Raw genomic sequence first — 20,701 nt, 5'->3', positions numbered from 1 at the left:
CCATGACCAGCCGCCGGGAGGCCTGGAAGAACTGGATGGCCGAATCGGTGATCGTGGCCGACGGGGCCATGGGCACCCTCCTTCGCGCGCGGGGCCTGCCCGCCGCGGCCTGCGTGGAGGAGGCGACCCTCAGCCGCGGGGACCTGGTCTACGATGCCCACCGGGACTACCTCCACGCCGGGGCCCAGATCCTCACCACCAACACCTTCCGCGCCAACCGCCTCCACCTGGCCGCCCAGGGCCACGCGGACAAACTGCGCGACATCAACGCGCGGGGCGTGGAGATCGCCCGGCGGGCCGCCCACGGCGCACCCGTCTGGGTGGGCGCATCGGTGGGCCCTCTCAAGGTCATGCTCAAGCCCTACGGCGACGTCTCCGAGGACGAGGCGCGAGACGTCTGCCGGGAGCAGATCGCGGCCCTGGCCGAGGCCGGCCCGGACCTCTTCATCCTCGAAACCCAGCAGTCGGTGGTGGAGGCCCTCTTCTTTCTCGAAGCCTGCCGGGAGCTGGCGCCCGACGTGCCCGTCCTCGCCTCCCTCACCGTCAGCCGCGAGGGGCGTACCTTCTTCGGCGACCGTCCCGTGGAGGGCTGCCGCCGCCTCGCCGCCGCGGGCGCCGACGTGGTGGGCATCAACTGCTCGGTGGGCCCCGCCGACACCCTGCCCTTCGTGGAAGAGGTGGCCAGGAGCGTGGACCACCCGCTCGCCGTCATGCCCAACGGCGGGTACCCCGCCGAAGTGGACGGCCGAATCGTTTACCTTTCGAGCCCCGAGTACGTGGCGGAATACGTCCGCCGGTACGTGGACCTGGGCGTGAACGTGGTGGGCGGATGCTGCGGAACCACGCCCGAGACCATCCGAGCCATCTCGCGTCTCCTCCGGGGCCGTCCTCCGGCGGGGCGCCAGCCTTCGGAGCGGGGGACCCTCGTGGTGGAGGCCCCCGCCGCCGCCCCTCCTTCCTCGCCCGCGGAGACGCCCGGCGGCTTCTTTGGAAAGCTCGGGACCTCCTTCGTGGTCACCTGCGAGATCGATCCCCCCAAGGGACCCGACGCCGGGCCCGCCGTGGAGGCCGCCCGGCTTCTGAAAAGGGCCGGGGCGGATGCCGTGAACATCGCCGAAAACCCCATGGCCCGCGTGCGGGTGGCGCCCATGGCCCTGGCCCACTTCATCGAACAGGAGACGGGGCTTTCCACCATCCTCCACATGACCTGCCGGGACCGGAACCTTCTCGGCCTCCAGTCCGAGCTCCTCGGGGCGGCGCTCCTCGGGGTGGACGGCATCCTCGCCCTGTCGGGCGATCCGGCCTCCCTCGGCGATTTCCCGGCCGCCACGTCGGTGAACGACGTGAACGTCGTGGGCCTGGTGAAGATCGTGGCCTCCCTCAACCGGGGCCTCGACTTCTCCGACAACGCCACGGGCGCGCCCACCCACTTCGGCATCGGCGTGGGCATCAGCCTCACCCCTCGAGACCCCGAGGCGGAGGTCCTCAAGCTCCGCGAGCGCGCCGAAGCGGGGGCCACCTTCGCCCTCACGCAGCCCGTCTTCGACCTCGACGACGCCGCGCGCTTCCTGGACCGCGTCCGGGATATTCCGCTGGCCGTCCTTCCCGGCCTCCTGCCCCTGGCCGGCCTCAAGCAGGCCCTCTACCTCCACAACGAGGTGCCCGGCATGCGCGTGCCCGATCCCGTCCTGCGCCGGCTCGAAGCGCTGCCGGCGCGGGAGGACCAGATGGCCTTCGGCGTGGACCTCGCCCGGGGGCTCCTCGAGGGCATCCGCCGCATCGCCCCCGGCGCCTACCTCACTTCCGGAGGCCGCCGGGCCGCCGTTCTCGCCGACGTCCTGTCCGGGTGAAGGCGGAACCGAGCGCCGCCCCTCCCGTTCCGCCGCTCCCCCGTCCCGGCCCCCCGTTTTGGGGGGGGGACTTGCATTCATGGTCATTTATGACTATATTCAATCTGCGGAGCGAAATCATTCATGAGCGCTCCCTCCAGGAGGCAGACCATGGACGTCGCCAAACGGATCACCGCCCTGCGGCGCGCGCGCGGCCTGAGCCAGGCCGAGGTGTCCCGGAGGCTCGGGTGGAGCCCGCCCAACTACGCCCGCATCGAGAAGGGCCGCATCACGCCTTCCCTCCGGTCGCTGGAGGCCATCGCCGCGGCCCTCGATTCGCCTCTGGCGGCCCTCACGGGCGCCGATCCCATGCCCCCGGAGGTTCCCGTGGTGGCCTTCGCCTCCGCCGGTCCCGGCGTGGAATTCACGGACCAGGGATACCCCGCCGGCGGCGGCATGTACTTTCTGCCCAGGCCGCCGGAGTTCACCGATCCCAACGGCTTCGGCGTGGAGGTAGCGGGAGACTCCATGGTGCCCAAGTACGAGGACGGCCAGGTGGTCATGGTGGATACGCGCAAGCGCCCCGTCAGCGGGGATTACGCCGTCATCGGCCTCATGAGCGGGGACAAGTACGTGAAGCGCTACAGGGAGGCGGGCGGCCGCGTCCTCCTCGAATCCGTCAATCCGCTCTACCCTCCCGTGGTCGTGGAACCCCACGAGGTCCGCTTCGCGTACAAGATCGTGTGGGCGAGGGAAAGGTGAAGGGCAGGAGTCCGAGGGCCCTTTCGGCATGAGGAAAGCCATGGCTGAAGGCACCGTCCCAGGAATCCGAACGGGCCCCGCGGGGTGGAGCTACCCGGACTGGAAGGGAGTCGTGTACCCGGCGAAGACGGGGCGGTATTTCGACCACTTGGGCTACATGGCGGGCCTCTTCGACGTGCTGGAGGTGGACAGCACTTTTTACCGGATCCCGGATCCCCTGAAGACGGGCGAGTGGGTGCGGAGGGTGGCGGACCGGCCCCGGTTCCGCTTCACGGTCAAGCTCTTTCAGGGCTTCACCCACACCCGCAAAGCGTCGCTGGTGGACGAGCGGGCCTTCCACCGGGCCGTGGAGCCCCTGGCCCGGTTCGGCCGGCTCTCGGCGGTCCTGGTCCAGTGGCCCTGGTCCTTCCGGAACACGCCCGAGAACCGCCAGGTCCTGTTGGACCTTTGCACGCGATTCTCGGCCTACCCCCTGGCCGTGGAGGTGCGCCACGCCTCCTGGGGCCACAAGGACGTGCTGAAGCTTCTGAGGGAACGGGACCTGGCCTTTTGCAACGTGGACCAACCCGCCCTCGCCCAGTGCCTGGGCCCCACGGGGGCCGTCACCTCCCGGCTCGCCTATTTCCGCTTTCACGGGCGCAACGCCGCGTCCTGGTTCGCCGAGGGCGCGGGCCGCGACGAGCGCTACAACTACCTCTACACTCCGGGCGAGCTGGCGCCCTGGGCGGAGGCCGTGCGAGGGGCCGCCTCGGTGGCCGAGGAGGTCGTGGTGATCTTCAACAACCACTTCCGGGGGAAGGCGGCGGCCAACGCCTTCGAATTCCAGCACGCCCTCACGGGGGCGCTCCAGCCCGTCCCCGAGCCTCTTCTCCAGGCGTATCCGCGCCTCGAACCGGTCTGCGGGACCGCCTTTCAGCGCTCGCTCTTCGCCGCCGAGGCGGGCCTCGCCTGGACCGGATAAACACCCCTCCGATGGGTCCGTCGATGTAACCACAGCCTCACACAACAGTCACGATCCGGTGCCAGCCTTTTGGGCGCCTCCTCGATCCTTCCCTCTCATCTCCATGACAAATCAGTCTTTCTCGCCGCGGCGCCTCTGGCAGTCTCCTTGCATAACCTGAACAGACCAGACCACGTCCGCGAGCGCGCCCGCGGACGTTTGGCCAGAACTCGAGGGACCGGTTCGCGAAGGATCGCTTCCTTCCGGCCGGGCATCCAGGAAGGAGGAGGAGTCGGTCCCGAAGAACGTGCGATTGCCCTAACCCCTCTACAGGCGGGAGAGCCCTCTCCCGCCTCTTTTTTTTAAGAGGGGGAATTTCCGGGAGCCGCAGACTCCCTTCCCCTCACGGAGGCGTGGGGAAGAACGCTCGATGGCCGCCTCCTTCCCCCTTCGGGACTCTGAGGAAATTGCAGGTCCCCGACGCCCGGAAATTACAGGGGAGAGGCGGCGAAGGTGTCGCCCTGGGAGAGGTCTCCCGTCCGGAAGCCTTTGAGAAACCACCTCAGGCGCTGTTCGGAGGTGCCGTGGGTGAAGGCGTCCGGGACGACGTATCCCTGGGACTGGCGCTGGATCCGGTCATCTCCCACGGCGCTGGCGGCGTTCATCCCCTCCTCGATGTCCCCCTCCTCCAGGATGTGCTTCGTCCGCTGGGCATGGTGGGCCCACACGCCGGCGAAGAAGTCCGCCTGGAGTTCGAGGCGCACGCTGAGCCGGTTGTATTCCTCCTCGCTCATGCCAGCGCGAGCCTCCTGAACCTGGTCCATGATCCCCAGGAGCTTCTGGACGTGGTGGCCCACCTCGTGGGCGATCACGTACGCGGCGGCGAAGTCCCCGGGAGCGTTGAGGCGCCGCTGCATTTCCTCCAGGAATACGAGGTCGATGTAGACCTTCTCATCCGCCGGACAGTAAAAGGGCCCCACAGAGGCGCTCGCCCCCCCGCACTCCGAGCGGGTATAGCCGCTGAAGAGGACGAGCCTCGGCTCGCGGTAGTTCGCTCCCTGCTGTCGGAACAGGGCGTTCCACACGTCCTCCGTATCGGCCAGGACCACCGCGACGAACTCGCCCGCCTCCCGCTCCTGCTGGGATAGGGATTCGCCGGAGCCGGGGGCCTCCAGAAGCTGTCCCTGCTGGGGCTGGAGGACCTGCACCACGTCCTCCGGATTCCCCCCCAGGAAAAGGATCACGAGGGCGATGACGATGGCCCCAAGCCCGCCCCCCGCCACGGCGATCTTGCGGCCGCCTCCGCCCCGGATGTCTTCGACGTTGGCGCTCCGGCGCCGGCCTCTCCATAACATGGCTCCTCCTCGGGACCCCCTCCCCTCTGGCGCGCGTCGTTCCTTTGCTCGCTCCCAGGTCTGATCCGACGATACGCCCCCGCTCCGCGCGGGGCAAGGCTTGGCAAGGCCGGCGGGCCCATCCCCCGGCAGAAACAACTCTCTTGTGACTCTTTTGTCGCAGTTGATAAATGGTCATTTTTGACTATATTCTATGTGGGGCCGCCCCCCGCCCCGCCAGAGGAGATCCATGGAGTTCGCGCCGCTGGTGAACCGCTCGGCCTTCACCTTTTACTCGGGGACCCTCACACCCGAGGGGTGGGCCGAGGCGTGCGCCCGGAAGGGGTACGCGGCGGCGGGGCTGTGCGACCGGGACGGCCTCTACGGAGCAGTCCGTTTCTACAAGGCGGCGAAGGCGGCGGGGCTTCATCCCGTCCTCGGGGCGGAGATCACGGATGGGACATTTCGGATTTCGGATTTGGGATTTGGGGAGCGCAGAAACCATGTAGCCTCTTCCGGGGCCGTCTCTTCCAATCCGAAATCCCAAATCCCCAATTACAAATCTTCCCTGTTCGCCTTCGCGCGGGATCTGGAAGGGTACGCCCGCCTCTGCGGCCTCGTGACGCGCCGGAACCTCGAATCCGACCGCTTCGACCGGGCGGCCGAGTGCGCGGCGGCGACGGAAGGGGGCCGCGTGGCGCTCCTGGCGTCGGACCCGGCCCTCCTCTTCGCCCTGAAGAAGGCCGGGGCGGAACCCGGGAGCCTCTTCGCCCGCCTGTCAGGCGACCCGTGCGCCGACCCCGGCGCCCGCGCGGCGGCCCGGTGGCTGGGGCTCCCCCTCCTCGCCGCGCCCCTGGCCTATTTTCCCGATCCCTCGGGCTACGCCGTCCACCGCCTCCTTCGGGCGGCCAAGCACCGTCCCCCGGAGGCGGGGCCGGGGGAGCACCTTCTCGCCCCGGCGGAGGCGCGGGGGCGCTTCGGACGGGACCCGGCGGCCCTCGACGCCGCGGGCGAACTGGCGGCCTCCTGCGGCGTGGCCCTCCCCCTCGGCGAGTGGCTCCTCCCCCATCCCCCCCTTCCCGCCGGCGAGACCGAGGCGGGACGGCTGAGGGCCCTCTCCTACGCGGGCCTCGCCCGGCGGGTGCGGAACGTCGCCCTGCCCTACCTGGAGCGCCTCGAGCGGGAGCTGGACGTGATCGTCCGCATGGGCTTCGCGGGGTATTTCCTCGTGGTGGAGGACATCGTCCGCTTCGCCCGCTCCCAGGGCATTCCCAACATCGGCCGGGGTTCGGGGGCGGGGAGCCTGGTCTCCTACGCCCTCGCCATGACCCACGTGGATCCCGTGGCCGAGGGGCTCTACTTCGAGCGCTTCCTGAACCCCGAGCGGCGCAACCCGCCGGACATCGACCTGGACTTCTCCTGGCGCGAGCGGGACCACGTCATCCGCCACGTGTACGACACGTACGGCGATGGCAATGTCTGCATGATCGCCACCCACAACACCTTCTCGGCGCGCTCGGGCTTCCGCGAGATGGCCAAGGCCCTGGGCGTACCCGGCGAGGAGGTCTCGGTCCTCGCCCGCGCCGTCCCCCACACCTCCTTCGATCGCTTCGAGGAGGCCCTCCGCGCCCGCCCAGAGGCCCGGGGGGCGCCCTTGGGTGAACACCCCTGGCGGGAGGTGCTCGAGGCCGCGCGGTGGGTGGACGGCCTACCCCGCCACCTCTCGGTCCACTGCGGCGGCGTGGTGGTGTCACCCGTGCCCCTCACCCGCCGCCTCTCGCTGGAGCGCGCCGCCAAAGGCGTGGCCATCACCCAGTGCGACATGTTCGACGTGGAGGCCCTCGGGCTCATCAAGATCGACCTTCTGGGGAACCGCTCCCTGGGCGTCCTCTCGGACGCGGTGGCCGCCGTCCGGGACCATACGGGAAAGGAGCCGCCCGTTTTCCCGCCCGAGCGCACCTACGGCGACCTCAAGACCAACCACGCGCTCTCCGAGGGCCGGACCATGGGCTGTTTCTACGTGGAGAGCCCGGGCATGCGCCAGCTCCTGAGACGCCTGAGGACGCGCACCTTCCCGGACCTCACGGCGGTCTCCTCCATCATCCGGCCCGGGGTGGCCGAATCGGGCATGATGGAGGCTTACGTGCGCCGGCGTCTGGGCGAGGAGCCGCCGGCCTACGCCGCGCCCGGCCTGGAGCCGATCCTGCGGGAGACCTTCGGCGTCATGGTCTACCAGGAGGACGTGATCCGCGTGGCCCACGAGTTCGTCGGCCTCACCCTCGGCGAGGCGGACCTCCTGCGCCGGGCCATGAGCGGAAAGTACCGGGGCCGGCGCGAGATGGAGGCCCTCGCGGGGGCCTTCTTCGAGAAGGGGCGCGCGAGGGGCCTTTCGGAGGAGACGCTCGAGGAGCTGTGGGGACAGATCCGGTCCTTCGCGGGCTACGCCTTCTGCAAGGCGCATTCGGCGTCCTTCGCCCAGCTCTCCTACCAGGTGGCCTTCCTCAAGGCCCACCACCCCGCCGAGTTCTTCGCCGCCCTGATCAACAACCAGGGGGGCTTCTACGGGACCGCGGCCTACGTGGAGGAGGCTCGGCGCTGGGGTCTTTCCATCCTCCCCCCCGACGTGAACGCTTCGGAAATGGACTTCGCCGGAAAGGGCGACCTGCTCCGGTGCGGATTCTTCACCCTCCGGGGCCTCCGGCCCTCGGCCCTGGACGCCCTCTTCGAGGAGCGCGGCGAGGGGCCCTACCGCTCCTTCGAGGACCTGCGCGCGCGCCTGCGCCGCCGGGTGAGCCCCGCGGAGATGGAGGGGCTCGTGCGGGCGGGGGCGTGCGACTCCTTCGGGACCAGTCGCGGCGCCCTGTTGGCGAACCTTCGCTCCGCCGCCTTGTCCCTTCCGCCTTCCGCTTTCCGCCTTCCGCCTTCCGCCTTCGGCCTCTCCCTCGCCGAGACGCTCTCCGGGGAAGTCCGCGCGCTGGGGTACGCCGTCACCGCCCACCCGCTGACGCCCATGATGGACTGGGCGGCCGCGCGCGACTACGTGAACGCGAAAGAGCTGGGGGACCGCGCGGGAGAGCGCATCCGCGTCTGGGGCCAGGCCATCGTCTACAAGCGCATCCCCACGCGGAAAACCGGTGAGGCCATGGCGTTCGTGACCCTCGAGGACCCCACGGGCCTCGCGGAGGTCTCCTTCTTTCCCAAGGCCTACCGGCGCTTCGGCGATCTCATCACCTCGGGGCGGCCCCTCGTGGTCGAGGGCGTGGTGGACGCGGGCCGCGGGAGCCCCACCCTCACGGTGGAGAAGGCCTGGGCCGTGCGGGGCGTGGCCGTGCGCCGGGCCGTCGCCGAGCCCGCCGAGGCCGAGGGAGCGGCGTAAGGAGGGAATCGGGAGACAGGGGGACTGAGAAGCGGGGAGGCGGAAAGAGCGCTCGGAACGGGGGAGGGGCCGTCTTCGCAACGGCGCGGAAACCCGGAACGCGCCTTTTCCGTACAGTGCCGCGAGGGGGGGGCACCCCCCGCCGACAGGGGGATTCCACCATGACGACGCGCCGACTCCAGCGATTCCTCTCCGCCGCTCTCTTCACCTCCGCCCTGGCCCACGGGCTCCACGCGGGGACGCCCTCCGACGCTCCGGCCGGATCCCACGTCCTGCGGATCCGGAGGACGGAGGGAGCCATCCGCGTGGACGGTGACCTCTCGGATCCCGGGTGGAAGGACGCGGCGCAGATCGCGGAGTTCTTCGAGACCAACCCCGGGGACAACGTCCCCCCCAAAGTGGGCACGACCGCGTGGGTCACCTACGACGAAAAGAACTTCTACGTGGCCATCCGCTGCGATGATCCCGACCCCTCCTCCATCCGGGCTCCCTACGTGGACCGCGACAACGTGTACTCGGACCAGGACTTCGCCGGAATCATGCTGGACACGCGGGGGGACGGGCGTTCGGCCCTCGAGCTCTTCGTGAACCCGCGCGGGATCCACGACGACGGCGTGATCAACGACGCCAACGGCAACGAGGACTTCTCGCCCGACCTTTTCTGGGATTCCGCCGGCCGAATCACCGAATCCGGCTGGCAGGTGGAGATGGCCCTCCCCTTCGCGAGCCTTCGGTACACCGGCTCCTCCCCCACGTGGCGCCTTCTCGTCTACCGGAACCGTCCGCGGGAGTTCCGCTACCAGATGTTCAGCCGCCCCCTTCCGAGGGACAACAATTCCCTCCTGGCGCAGGCGGCCCTCGTCGAGGGCCTCCAGGGCCTGCCCACGGGGGCCCACTGGGTGGCCGCCCCCTACGTCTCTGGGCAAGGAGACTGGAAGCCCGAAGGCGGGCCCGGCGGGCCGCTCTCCCGCCGCGAGACGGATTGGGACGCGGGGCTCGACGTGAAATGGATGCCGAGCGCCGACCACGCCCTGGACCTCACCGTAAACCCGGACTTCTCCCAGGTCGAATCGGACGCGGCGCAGATTTCGGTGAACCAGCGCTTCGCCCTCTTCTACCCGGAGAAGCGGCCCTTCTTCATGGAGGGTGTGGACCTCCTCGACACGCCCCTCGACGCCGTGTACACGCGCACCATCACGGACCCCAAGTGGGGCGTGCGCTCCACGGGAAAGATCGACGGGACGGAATACACGCTCCTCGTGGCCGAGGACCGGGGCGGAGGCAGCGTGATCCTCCCCGGACCCCAGTACTCGACCCTCGCTCCGCAGGACTTCTCCTCCACGGCGGCCGTCGCCCGCATCCGGCGCAGTCTAGGCCGGTCCTTCGCCGGACTCCTCGTCACGGGCCGGGAGAACGAGGACGGAAGCTACAACCGTCTCCTCGGCCCCGACTTCCAGTGGAGGCCCACGGATCGGGACACGTTGGCCCTCCAGGTCCTCTACTCCCGCACCCGCACGCCCGATCGCCCGGACCTGGATGCCCTCTGGGACGGGCGGGAGATGTCGGGAACGGCGGCCCACTTCAAGTGGGCCCGCGAGGCCCGCAATTACTACGGGGTGTTTCGCTACGAAGACGTGGGAGCCGGATTTCGCGCGGACAACGGCTACGTCCCGCGGGTCGGGTACCGGAGCGCGAGAATCGACGCGGGGCCGATCTTCTACCCCAAGGAGGGCTTTTTCAACAAGATCGTCCCCGATTTCGTGGCCAGCGCTTACTGGGACCGAAAGGGAGACCTTCTGGAGCGACACCTCTGGCCCGGCCTTTTCGTACAAGGCAAGCGCAGTCTCTACGGGTCCATCTACTTCAACCGGGACGCTGTGCGCGTCGGCGACGTCCTCCTGCGCCGCTCCGTGGTGTATTTCGAGGGGAGCCTCTCCCCCTCCGCCTTCCTCGCGCGCCTCTCCTGCCACGGCACGGTGGGCGGCCAGTATGACTACGCCAACGTCCGCACGGGGAGCGGGGCCGACGTCCACCTTTCGGCCACGGTGCGCCCGACCGATCACCTCACCCTCCAATTCGACGGGGCCAGGCAATGGGTGGACAGCGAGCGCTACGGCCTGAAGGGCCGGCTGTTCACGGCCCAGACGGCCCGCCTCAAGGCCCTGTACATCCTGTCGTCCAAGGCGTTCCTGAGGGCCATCGTCCAGTACGAAGACGTGCGCCAGGACCCGCGCCTCCACCCCTACGCCGTTCCGCGAAGGAGCGGGGCCCTCTCCTCGTCGGTCCTGTACGCCTACCGCCTCAACTGGCAGACGGTCCTCTACGTCGGCGCCGGCGACAACCAGGTGCTGGACCCCGCGGGCGCCCGCCTCAAGGCCGGGAGACAGGTCTTCTTCAAGGTCAGCTACGCCTTCCAGCGCTAGTCGAAGGAACGCCGGGAACCCCGCGCGGAGCCGGGCGTGGAAAAGCCGGCCGAGAAGCACTTCCGGGCATGCAGGCTCCACTCCCCCACCGCGTTCCGGGCGGGCCGAAAATGTGATACGATTAAGCACTCGGCGCCGCCATGGCACCCGGGGGGGGGGAGTCTCGGAGGTTCAATGGTTCTGGCCTTTCTCCCTTCCTGGCTCCTCGGTCCCCTCGTCTTCCTTCTTTTCGTGGGCAACACGGTCCTTTGGAGTCTTCCGCTCTATATCATGGCCCTGTTCAAGATCCTCCTGCCTTTCCGCGGATGGAGGAGGGCCTGGACCAGGGCCATCACGGCCATCGCCGAGACCTGGACGACCTTCAACAACTGGGGCCTCTCTCTGACCCAGAGGATCCACTGGGACGTCCGCGGAGTGGAGGGGCTCACCCGGAAGGGCTGGTACCTCGTGTCCTGCAACCACCGCTCCTGGGTGGACATCGTGGTTTTGCAGAGGATCTTCAACCGGCGCATCCCCTTCCCGAAGTTCTTCCTCAAGCGCAGCCTGGCCTGGGTCCCGCTTCTCGGCGGCGCCTGGTGGGCCCTGGACTACCCCTTCATGCGGCGGTATTCCCGGTCTTATCTCGAGAGACATCCGGAGAAGCGCGGAAAGGACTTGGAGACCACCCGCAAGGCCTGCGAGCGGTTCGCCGGAGTCCCCGTGACCATCCTGAACTTCCTCGAAGGGACACGCTTCTCACGTGCCAAGCACGCCCTCCAGGAATCGCCCTATCGGCACCTGCTCCGGCCCAAAGCCGGAGGTCTCGCCTTCGTCCTGGCCGCCATGGGGGACCGGATGCGCCACCTTCTCGACGTGACCATCGTGTACCCGAAAGAGAGCCCCACGCTCTGGGACCTCCTATCGGGCAAGCTCCGGAAGATCGTCGTCCACGTGGAGCGCCTGGAGATCCCCGAGGAGTTCAGCCGGGGCGATTACCTGGACGACCCGGTCCTGCGGGAGCGTTTTCAGGAGTGGGTCCGCGAACTCTGGGCCCGCAAGGACGCCCTCATCGAGCGCCTGCGCCAGGAGGCGGGATTCCTTTCGGCCCCTCCCCAGCCGGCCTGACCGGATCCCCGGAACTCCCTTCCACGTTCCGCAGCCAGTTCAGGACCTTCCGCCCCACGTTGCCCGCCGAGGGCGGGTCCAGGTTGGCCAGGGAAACGACCACGAGGTCTCCCTCCATCGCGAGGAAGGCATGGATGCCGGGCGCCCCGCCGGCCACGACCAGGCTCGGCGGTTCCTGCCCCCCGGGGCCGCTCTCCGGCCTGCCCGGCTCAGGCCCGCCCAGGACCCAGCGCGTGAAATCGGGTCCGAGGAGTCTTCCCGCCTTGAGCGCGCCGGCGAACCGGAACAGATCGGGCGCGGTGGAGTAGCCCCCTCCCGCGGAACTCCCCCGGGCGGGCCGCGAGTAAATGTTGGACCGGGGGGGCTCTCCGGCATGCTCGGAACCGCCCCAATTGCGGGTGTAACCCTCGGCCAGATTGGCCACGGGGACATCGGCTTCGAAGGAGTCCGTGTCGGTCATCCCGGCCGGCCCGTAGATGTTCTCCCGGATGTAGTCGTAATAGCTCTTCCCCGAGACCTTCTCGACGATGAGGCCCAGAACCACATACCCCGCGTTGGAGTACCGCCGGGAGGTCCCCGGCTCGAACTGGAGCGGGTCGGCCGCGAACAGGGAAAGGTAATCGCGGTTGTCCCTCAACCGGTCCTTCGGGATCGCGTCGAACTTCTCCCCGAAGAAGTCGCCCATTCCGGAGGTGAAATCCAGCAGGTGCCTCACGGTGACCTGGGCCGCCACCTCCGGGTTGGGATAGTCGGGAAGGATTTTTCCGACCGTGTCGTCGAGGGAGAGGCGGCCCTTCTCGGCGAGCTGCGCCACGGCGATCCGCGTAAAGAGCTTGTTGATGGATCCGAGGTTGAATTTCGTGTCCCTCGTGACGGGAACCGCGAAGGAACGGTCCGCGAGGCCCGCGCACTCGTGGACGACCACCCGGTCTCCCACGGCCGCGAGGACCACACCGGAAAATTCCCCCGTCTCCCAGCGGGACTTCAGGAGGGCCGAGACGGCCCCGGGTAGGGCGGACAAGGTTTCCGGACGGGCCTCGCCTGACCCCGGCAGCTCGGCCTCGTCGAACAGGATCCCCTCGAACCGGCCGGGCTCCGCGGTGGAGAGCCGGAAGGTCAACTCGACCCATCCGTCCTTTTCGCTCTTGAGAAGAAGACCCAGGAGGGTCTCCGAAGACGTGGAGACCCGCTCGAGGGAGAGGCGGCCCGTCTGGGCGCGGATGCCGAGGGTCATCGCCACGGCGTCCTTCAGCGGCCTGCGGGAGGGGAAGTCCTTCACCATGCAGGTCTCGAAGAAGGTCCGGAGGGCGGCCTCGTCTTCCCCGTTGAAGGCCTCCAGGTACGCGCCAGCGCAGCGCCCGGCAAGCGTATCCGGCAGATGCGCGGCGGGCGCCTGGGCGGCGGAGGAACGGCACAGGAAAAGCGACGACAGCAGGACCAGGGCCGTTCGAGCGGCGCGCATGGGATCCTCCTTCCATCCAAGGGGATGCGGCGCGGGACGAAACCGTCGCACGCCCGTTCAGCGCTCCAGGACGTCCACGAGGACCACTTCGGCGAAGACCCACTCTCCATCGGCCTTCCGCAGGACGCACCGGATTTCGTGGACCTCGCGCCAGGAGTCTCCGGCCTCCGAGGTTCCCTCCAGGCGGACCGTCGCCTCCGCCACCGCGTCTCCCTCCGGACCGAAGACGACCCGGAGGTCGTAGAAGCGCAGCGACGAAACGCGCGCCCGCTCCCTCGCCGCGAAGGCGTACCGCATCACGTCTTCCCGGGAGACGGTCCCCGACAACCGGTAGGCTTCGGCTTCGACGCGGCATTCCGGGGCAAAGAAGGTGGAGATCTTCCGGGCCGCGGCGGCCATGACGACGGCGCCCTCGGGGCCGTCCTTCTCCGCGGCGCTGGACAGGGCCTTGAAGACGCGCTTGACCTGCCTCGCGCGGGTGGGGAAGGCGTACCAGAGTCCCCACCCCACCGCGAGGACCGCGCATGCGGCGGCCAGCCTTCGCGCCGTCACCACAGGGGCCTCCCCACCAGACGATGAACGGAGACCTGGCCGAAATCGTGCTGCTCCATGGGCACGCTCCGGTTGTCGCCCACCACGTACACCTTGCCCGCCTCCACGCGCCGGGGCGGCAGGTCCCAGTCGCAGGGGCCCTTCACGTAGGGCTCCTCCTGAGCGACGCCGTCCACGAAGAGGGTTCCACCCCGAAAGGAAACTTCCTGCCCCGCGAGGGCCACCACCCGCTTGAGAAGAAGCACCCGCTCCCCCGCCAGACGGACGGCCACCACGTCGCCGCGCTCCGGCGCGGAGAAGAGGTAGTACGGCCTCAGGAGGAAATGAAAGGTCCCGTCCCGGTAAGTCGGGTCCATGCTCTCCCCGCGGACGACGAAGGGCCGCAGGACAAAGCCGAAGAAGAGGGCCGAGAAGAGGGCCACCGCCGAGGCGCGGATGAGGAAGGCCGCGTTCATCGGGGGAAAAAGGAAGGCCTTCAGCCGCGGATGACCCTCGAGGATCCTCATGGCGCGAGGATAGCCCAAATGGCCGTCCGGATGAAACCGCAGCGGGCATCAGGGCCTGAGTGCCGGAGGCCCGAGGGAGGAACCGGACGGCACAGGCGAGGGCTGGAGTGCCAGGGAAGACCGGGAAGCCCCCGCCGAAAGGGCCGGGGACCGCTCCCGATCCGGTTTCATGGAGGGGACCTGTAAGCCGGATCCTGTCCCTCCGGTTTCCCGGAGGGGGCAGCCATTCCTCTAGGACCGCCGTCGCCGACGGCCTCGAGCGGCCTACCCGGAGGCCTCGGCCGGGCCAGCCTCGGACGCCTCCCTATTTGGCCTTGCTCCGCGAGGGGTTTACCGTGCCGTCCCTGTTACCAGGTCCGCGGTGGGCTCTTACCCCGCCGTTTCACCCTTGCCCGCACCGCCCGTGGGCGGCCGCTGGCGGTTTGTTTTCTGTGGCACTTTCCGTCGGGTCACCCCGCCCTGCCGTTAGCAGGCTCGCTGCCCTGTGGAGTCCGGACTTTCCTCCGCACGCGCGGCGGCTGCCCGGTCCCCTCCAGCCCCAACAGTATGTCATGCAAGCCCCGGCGTCAACAGGAGTTGCCGGCCTTGACACGGGGAAAAGCATGATGGTAAGTTCGGTCTCGTGACAGGGGTTCTTCAGGGGGGAATTTTTCTCTCCAGGCAGGTGGAATGAAGAGGAAGAGAAGGCGGTACCACGTCGTCGTGCTCCGTGAGGACGGGAAGCCCGTCCACAACCGCGTCCTGGAATGGATCCAGGTCAAGCGGCATCTCACGGTGCTCGGCGGGGTCGTGGGCACGCTTCTCCTGGGGACCCTGGCCTTCCTCATCCTGGCGGCCTGGCAAGGGTCCCTCGTGAAGAAGAACCTGGATCTCTCGTCCAAAGAGCACGAGTTGCGGGCGGCCTTCTCGGACCTGAGCCGGGTCCTCGACCAGACGCGCGACCGCCTGAACCGAAGCGAGCACCAGCTCTCGCTGATGGAGGAGCTGGCCCGGCAGCAGAACCTTCGGCTTCCCTCCAAGTCCGGAGTGGGAGGGCCCTCCCCCTCCGCGCGGCCGGCCCCGCAATCCGCCGTTGTGGGAGAATTGGCCGAACAGATCCACGCCCTGAAGGGCGACGTGGACGCGATGTGCGAGGAGACCCAGCAGCTCTCCGCGGCGTTGGAGCCCCACCTCCAGAACCTCTCGCGCACTCCCTCCATCTGGCCCACCAAGGGCTTCATCATCTCCTCCTTCGGAGCGCGGCAGGACCCCTTCGACGGGATGCCCGAATACCACGAAGGCATCGACATCTCGGCGCCCTTCGGTAGCCCCGTTTCGGCCGCCGCGGAGGGGGTGGTGGTCTTCGCTGGATACAAGCGGGGCTACGGCAACACCGTCGACATCAGCCACGGAAACGGAATGGTCACGCGCTACGCTCACCTCTCCAAGATCCTGGTCAAGCCGGGCCAGACCCTGCGGAGATGGCAGCGAATCGGCAACGTGGGGTCCTCCGGACGCAGCACCGGCGCCCATCTTCACTACGAAGTCCGCAAGAACGACCGTGCCCTCAACCCCAAGCGGTACCTTCTCTTCTGATCCGAACATCGCCGGCCCCCTACCGGCCGACGCCCCCTTCGCCCCGCTCCTCTGACCGGGAGACCTCCCCATGTTTTTGGATTCGGCCCTCGCCAAGATCTTCGGGACCAAGCACGAACGCGACATCAAGGCCATCCAGCCCACCGTCTTCGCCGTCAACGAGTGGGAGCCGCGCCTCGTCGGCCTCAGCGACGAAGCCCTGAGGGACAAGACCGCCGAGTTCAAGACCCGAATCCAGGGTCTTCTCGCCGAGGGGCTCTCCCAGCAGGAAGCGCTGGATCAGGTCCTGCCCGAGGCTTTCGCCGTGGCGCGAGAGGGGGCCAAGCGGGCCTTGGGGATGCGCCCCTTCGACGTTCAGGTCATCGGAGGCGTGGTCCTCCATCAGGGCAAGATCGCCGAAATGAAGACCGGCGAAGGAAAAACGCTCGTGGCCGTGCTCCCCGTCTACCTCAACGCCCTCACGGGACGCGGCGTCCACGTGGTCACGGTGAACGACTATCTGGCCCGGCGCGACGCGGACTGGATGGGGCAGGTCTACCGCTTCCTCGGCCTCACGGTCGGGTGCATTCAGCAGGAAATGGGGAACGCCGAGCGCCAGGCCGCCTACGCGTGCGACATCACGTACGGCCAAAACAACGAGTTCGGCTTCGACTACCTCCGCGACAACATGAAGTACCGCCTCGAGGACATGGTCCAGCGAGGCCACCACTTCGCCCTGGTGGACGAGGTGGACTCCATTCTCGTGGACGAGGCCCGAACGCCGCTCATCATCTCGGGCCCCTCCGACGAGAGGACCGACAAGTACTACGCCGCGAACAGCGTCATCCCCCTCCTGCAAAAGGAGCGGGACTACACGGTGGACGAGAAGCAGCGCACCGCCGTCCTCACGGAGGAGGGCGTGGCGCGCTGCGAGAAGACCCTGAACCTGCAGAACCTCTACGATCCAGCCAACATGGAGATCCTTCACTGCCTCAACCAGGCGCTGGTGGCCCACAAGCTCTACCACCGGGACGTGGAGTACATGATCCGGGACGGGGAGATCCTCATCGTGGACGAGTTCACCGGCCGCGTCATGCCGGGAAGGCGGTGGAGCGACGGCCTCCACCAGGCCATCGAGGCCAAGGAGGGGGTGAAGATCCAGCAGGAGAATCAGACGCTGGCCACCATCACCTTCCAGAACTATTTCCGGCTCTACGAGAAGCTGGCCGGCATGACCGGCACCGCGGATACGGAAGCCGCGGAGTTCGACAAGATCTACAAGCTCGACGTCGTGGTCATCCCGCCCAACAAGCCCATGATCCGCAAGGACCACGCCGACCTCGTGTACCGGACCGAGCCCGAGAAATGGGAGGCGGCGGCCGACGAGATCCAGGAGCTGCACGACAAGGGCCAGCCCGTGCTCGTGGGCACCATCTCCATCGAGAAGAGCGAGAAGATGAGCGCGCTCCTCAAGAGGCGCGGCATACCCCACGTCGTGCTCAACGCCAAGTACCACGAGAAGGAGGCCGAGATCGTGGCCCAAGCGGGCCGCAAGGGCTCCGTCACCATCGCCACGAACATGGCCGGGCGGGGCACCGACATCCTCCTGGGGGGCAACCCGGAGGGGCTGGCCAGGACCAAGGCCGACCCCGAGCTCCACCCAGAGGAGTACACGCGCATGCTGGCCCAGTTCCGGGAGATCTGCGCTCGCGAGCACGAGGAAGTCGTTTCCCTCGGGGGTCTCCACATCCTAGGCACCGAGCGCCACGAGTCCCGCCGCATCGACAACCAGCTGAGGGGACGCTCCGGCCGGCAGGGCGATCCCGGGTCCTCGCGCTTCTACCTCTCCCTCGAGGATGACCTCATGCGCCTCTTCGGAGGAGACCGGCTCAAGGGCATGATGGGCCGCCTCGGGATGGAGGAGGGCGTGCCCATCGAACACCCGTGGGTCACCAAGTCCATCGAGCGCGCGCAGACCTCCGTGGAGGCCCGGAACTTCGACATCCGCAAGCACCTGCTCGAATACGACGACGTCATGAACAAGCAGCGGACCTCGGTCTACGGACTGAGGAAGAGGATCCTCGCCAAGGAGGGCCTCCGGGACTACCTCTTCGAAACGGCGGGCATGCTCCTCGACTGGATCCTCGACCAGTACGTCTCCGAGGAGAGCGGCGGGGGCGACTGGGACGTAGAGGGCCTGAAGACCCAGATCCGGCACTACTTCGGGCTCGACCTCGCCGCCGCGGGGATCGATCCGAACGAAATCCCCAGGGCGGAACTGCGCGAGCGGATCGAGCGGGCCTACTCCGCCAAGTACGAGGAAAAGGAGCGGAGGCTGCCCCCGGAGATGATGCGGGAGTACGAGCGCCTCGTGATGCTCCAGGTCATCGACAATCAGTGGAAGGACCACCTCCTCTCCATGGACCACCTGAAGGAGGGCATCGGCCTCCGCGCCTACGGCCAGCGCGATCCTCTCGTCGAATACAAGCGGGAGGGCTTCGAGCTGTTCTCCGCGATGATGGACCGCGCGGAGGAGGAGATCGTCCGGTACCTCTTCCTCCTGGAGCCCGTCCTCCAGCAGGAGGAGAGGAAGGTCGCCCGGCGCGAGCAGGCCTATTCCTACTCCGCACCGGAGAAGGAGGCGAAGCCCGCCGCCAAGCCCGCCGTCCGCAAGAGCGAGAAGGTGGGCCGCAATGACCCCTGCCCCTGCGGGTCGGGGAAGAAGTACAAGAAATGTTGCGGGGCGGGCACTTGACGCACCCCATCCCCGCTGGTAGGCTCACCGTGCCCTGACTGCGGAGAAGCGCCCATGACGCGAAAGGCCCTTGGCACGCCGCCCTACGTACCCCGTAAAGGCCTTCGGGCCATCCTGGACCACGTCCAGGCCCACCAGGCGGGCGACATACTCTCCAAAGACGAACTTCACAAGCGCGGCCTTTCCTCCCACTGGACCTATCCCGCCCTCGCGGCCCTGCGGTTCCTGGGCATCCTGGACGAGGAGGACCGGCTCACCGGAAAGCACGCCGCGTTCAACCGCGAACAGCCCGATCGGGAGGCCCAGCAGAAGATCCTCAGGGAGGCGTACGAGGACTTCTTCGCGGCCGTCGGACTGCCCCTGCGCTCCCAGGACGAGCTCCGCCTCCGCTTCCAGGAGGTGTACGACCTGAGCGACCGCGTGACGAGTTCGGCCTTCCCCGTCTTCCAGACCCTTCTCGAGGAATCCGGCCTCATCCTGGTGGCGCCGCGCGAACGAGGCGAGGAGGCCGCGGCGGCCGCTCCGCGCGGAGGGGAGTTGGAGGAGGGTGACGAGGGCGCCGACACCCTCCTCGCCCGGCGCCCCCTCTCGGGCGAGGAAGAACTGAGGGTCCGCCACGCGGGCTACCAGATCGTTCTGAACCTTCACGTGACCAAGTACACGACCGAAAAGGACATCATGCGGATGATCCGGACGGCGAACCGGGCCATCCACCTCATGAAGAAGTCCGGCGACAAGCACTGAGCGTTCTCCCGCGGACCCCCCCGCGAGGGGGAGGAGGAGGGTATCCCATGCTGCGGAGCGAGAAGAATTTCCTCGAGCGGATCGCGGACATCATTCCGGGGTTGGCCGGGTACAGGGCCCGCGAGGACCGGCGCACCACGGACAAGCGCCTGAGGGAGTACCTGGCCGCCAGGCTCGACCGCGTCCGGGACCAGGTCGAGTCGGCCAAGCTCCAGGCGACCAACGCGGGCCAGCTCGCGGTTCTCAACGACCTGGGGCTCCTCCACCGGAAGCTCCAGGGTGCCGCCGACTCGGTGCGCTTCGCCTCCTACGGGTACACGGGTCTGTTCGACCAGGTCAAGATCGGTGACGCGGAACTGGAGGCCCTCTACGCCCACGACCTGAAGATCCTCGAAGCCGTGGAGGCTCTGGAGTCCGCCGCCGCCGATGCCCTCGGACTCTCCCGATCGGGCATGAACGCGGTGGTTGCCCTCGAAGGTCTCCTGGCCGAGCGCAGGAACCTCTGGGAGAAGGGATAGTCCCGGCCGCACCGGCGCGTGGGGTGCGCCTGGAAGGCCCTCGGATCGGAGCATCCACCATTCAGGCCCGGGGAAGCGAATCGGGTATGGGAGTGACCCATGGCGACGAAATACCTGGAAGTGATCGAATGGCTCGACGACACCGGCAAGGAGATGGTGCACCGCCACGAGATGGGCGGCGAACTGAAGCTGGGGGCCCAGCTGGTGGTTCAGGAGAGCCAGTGGGCGGTGTTCTTCCGTGACGGCCGCGCCCTGGACGTCTTCGGGCCTGGGCGCCACACCCTCACCACCCTCAACCTCCCGCTCCTGAACAAGTACGTGAACATGCCCTTCGGAGGCACCTCCCCCTTCCGGGCCGACGTGTACTACGTCAACCGCAAAGTCTTCACCGACATGAAGTGGGGCACGAAAGAACCCGTTCTCTTCCGCGACTCGGAATTCCAGATGATCCGCCTCCGCGCCTTCGGAAAGTTCGCCACCAAGGTGCGGGACCCCCAGCTCTTCATCAACACCATCGTGGGAAGCCAGGGCGTCCAGACCTCCGAAGGCGTCGAGAATTACGCCAAGGACATGATCGTCGCGAGGCTCAACGACGTCCTGGGCGAGAACCTGAAGACCATCCTCGACCTCGCGCGCCTGTACGACGAGTTCTCCGAGGCGCTGAAGTCCCGCGTGAGGGACGATTTCGCCAAGTACGGATTGGAGCTCGTGGACTTTTTCATCGGCGCCATCACTCCCCCCGAGGAAGTGCAGAAGGTCGTGGACGAGCGGAGCGGCATGGCCGCCGTGGGCAACATGGGGGCCTACATGCAGTTCAAGGCCGCCAAGTCCATGGAGGAGGC

At 68.1% G+C, this 20,701-nt stretch carries 15 protein-coding genes and 1 other RNA gene; 11 read left to right on the top strand and 5 right to left on the bottom strand.

Annotation, left to right across the window (positions count from 1 at the left end; translation table 11 throughout):
* Positions 1-2: 2 nt before the first annotated feature.
* The 3 genes from AB1824_08630 (at position 3) to AB1824_08620 (ending at position 3,552) form a co-directional block, all read left to right on the top strand.
* Positions 3-1,850 carry a bifunctional homocysteine S-methyltransferase/methylenetetrahydrofolate reductase gene (locus tag AB1824_08630; GenBank protein ID MEW5765031.1) on the top strand — a complete coding sequence of 616 codons (1,848 nt, stop codon included), beginning with the start codon at positions 3-5 and terminating at the stop codon, positions 1,848-1,850.
* A gap of 150 nt (positions 1,851-2,000) precedes the next feature.
* A complete protein-coding gene (locus AB1824_08625; protein MEW5765030.1) occupies positions 2,001-2,591 on the top strand; it encodes a helix-turn-helix transcriptional regulator in 591 nt (196 codons plus the stop codon).
* A 40-nt stretch (positions 2,592-2,631) separates the two neighbouring features.
* The gene (locus tag AB1824_08620; GenBank protein ID MEW5765029.1) at positions 2,632-3,552 is read left to right on the top strand and encodes a DUF72 domain-containing protein; all 921 of its coding nucleotides are present in this window, start codon (positions 2,632-2,634) and stop codon (positions 3,550-3,552) included.
* Positions 3,553-4,022: 470 nt separating this feature from the next.
* On the opposite strand, the gene AB1824_08615 is transcribed toward AB1824_08620, so the two are convergent.
* Positions 4,023-4,886, bottom strand: coding sequence for a neutral zinc metallopeptidase (locus tag AB1824_08615; GenBank protein ID MEW5765028.1), 864 nt, complete (start codon positions 4,884-4,886; stop codon positions 4,023-4,025).
* A gap of 229 nt (positions 4,887-5,115) precedes the next feature.
* On the opposite strand from AB1824_08615, the gene AB1824_08610 reads away from it, so the two are divergent.
* From AB1824_08610 to AB1824_08600, 3 genes are all read left to right on the top strand, one after another.
* The gene (locus AB1824_08610; GenBank protein ID MEW5765027.1) at positions 5,116-8,241 is read left to right on the top strand and encodes a DNA polymerase III subunit alpha; all 3,126 of its coding nucleotides are present in this window, start codon (positions 5,116-5,118) and stop codon (positions 8,239-8,241) included.
* A gap of 161 nt (positions 8,242-8,402) precedes the next feature.
* The gene (locus tag AB1824_08605) at positions 8,403-10,664 is read left to right on the top strand and encodes a DUF5916 domain-containing protein (protein ID MEW5765026.1); all 2,262 of its coding nucleotides are present in this window, start codon (positions 8,403-8,405) and stop codon (positions 10,662-10,664) included.
* 174 nt (positions 10,665-10,838) lie between these two features.
* Entirely contained in the window at positions 10,839-11,768 is a 930-nt protein-coding gene (locus AB1824_08600; GenBank protein MEW5765025.1) for an acyltransferase, read from the top strand.
* On the opposite strand, the gene AB1824_08595 is transcribed toward AB1824_08600, so the two are convergent.
* From AB1824_08595 to rnpB, 4 genes are all read right to left on the bottom strand, one after another.
* Entirely contained in the window at positions 11,710-13,230 is a 1,521-nt protein-coding gene (locus tag AB1824_08595) for a serine hydrolase domain-containing protein (protein MEW5765024.1), read from the bottom strand. The two genes, AB1824_08600 and AB1824_08595, sit on opposite strands and share 59 nt — an antisense overlap.
* A 57-nt stretch (positions 13,231-13,287) precedes the next feature.
* The gene (locus AB1824_08590) at positions 13,288-13,782 is read right to left on the bottom strand and encodes a hypothetical protein (GenBank protein ID MEW5765023.1); all 495 of its coding nucleotides are present in this window, start codon (positions 13,780-13,782) and stop codon (positions 13,288-13,290) included.
* On the bottom strand, positions 13,779-14,288 hold the full coding sequence (lepB, locus tag AB1824_08585) for a signal peptidase I (protein ID MEW5765022.1): 510 nt from the start codon (positions 14,286-14,288) through the stop codon (positions 13,779-13,781). Before lepB ends, AB1824_08590 begins: the two co-directional genes overlap by 4 nt.
* Positions 14,289-14,455: 167 nt before the next feature.
* Positions 14,456-14,822: RNase P RNA component class A (gene rnpB, locus AB1824_08580), an RNA gene on the bottom strand.
* A gap of 135 nt (positions 14,823-14,957) precedes the next feature.
* On the opposite strand from rnpB, the gene AB1824_08575 reads away from it, so the two are divergent.
* From AB1824_08575 to AB1824_08555, 5 genes are all read left to right on the top strand, one after another.
* A complete protein-coding gene (locus AB1824_08575; GenBank protein ID MEW5765021.1) occupies positions 14,958-15,863 on the top strand; it encodes a M23 family metallopeptidase in 906 nt (301 codons plus the stop codon).
* Between the two features lie 70 nt (positions 15,864-15,933).
* Positions 15,934-18,597: a preprotein translocase subunit SecA gene (secA, locus tag AB1824_08570; protein MEW5765020.1), complete on the top strand. Its 2,664-nt coding sequence runs from the start codon at positions 15,934-15,936 to the stop codon at positions 18,595-18,597.
* Between the two features lie 54 nt (positions 18,598-18,651).
* Positions 18,652-19,341: a DUF5343 domain-containing protein gene (locus tag AB1824_08565; protein MEW5765019.1), complete on the top strand. Its 690-nt coding sequence runs from the start codon at positions 18,652-18,654 to the stop codon at positions 19,339-19,341.
* 47 nt (positions 19,342-19,388) lie between these two features.
* On the top strand, positions 19,389-19,859 hold the full coding sequence (locus AB1824_08560) for a hypothetical protein (GenBank protein ID MEW5765018.1): 471 nt from the start codon (positions 19,389-19,391) through the stop codon (positions 19,857-19,859).
* Between the two features lie 99 nt (positions 19,860-19,958).
* Positions 19,959-20,701: SPFH domain-containing protein (locus AB1824_08555; GenBank protein MEW5765017.1), on the top strand; the 743-nt coding region annotated here is incomplete at its 3' end.

This window comes from Acidobacteriota bacterium, assembly GCA_040752915.1.
Lineage (GTDB): Bacteria > Acidobacteriota > UBA4820 > UBA4820 > DSQY01 > JBFLVU01.
Note: the sequence above shows the minus strand (reverse complement) of the source record. Positions and strands in the feature narration are given on the sequence as shown.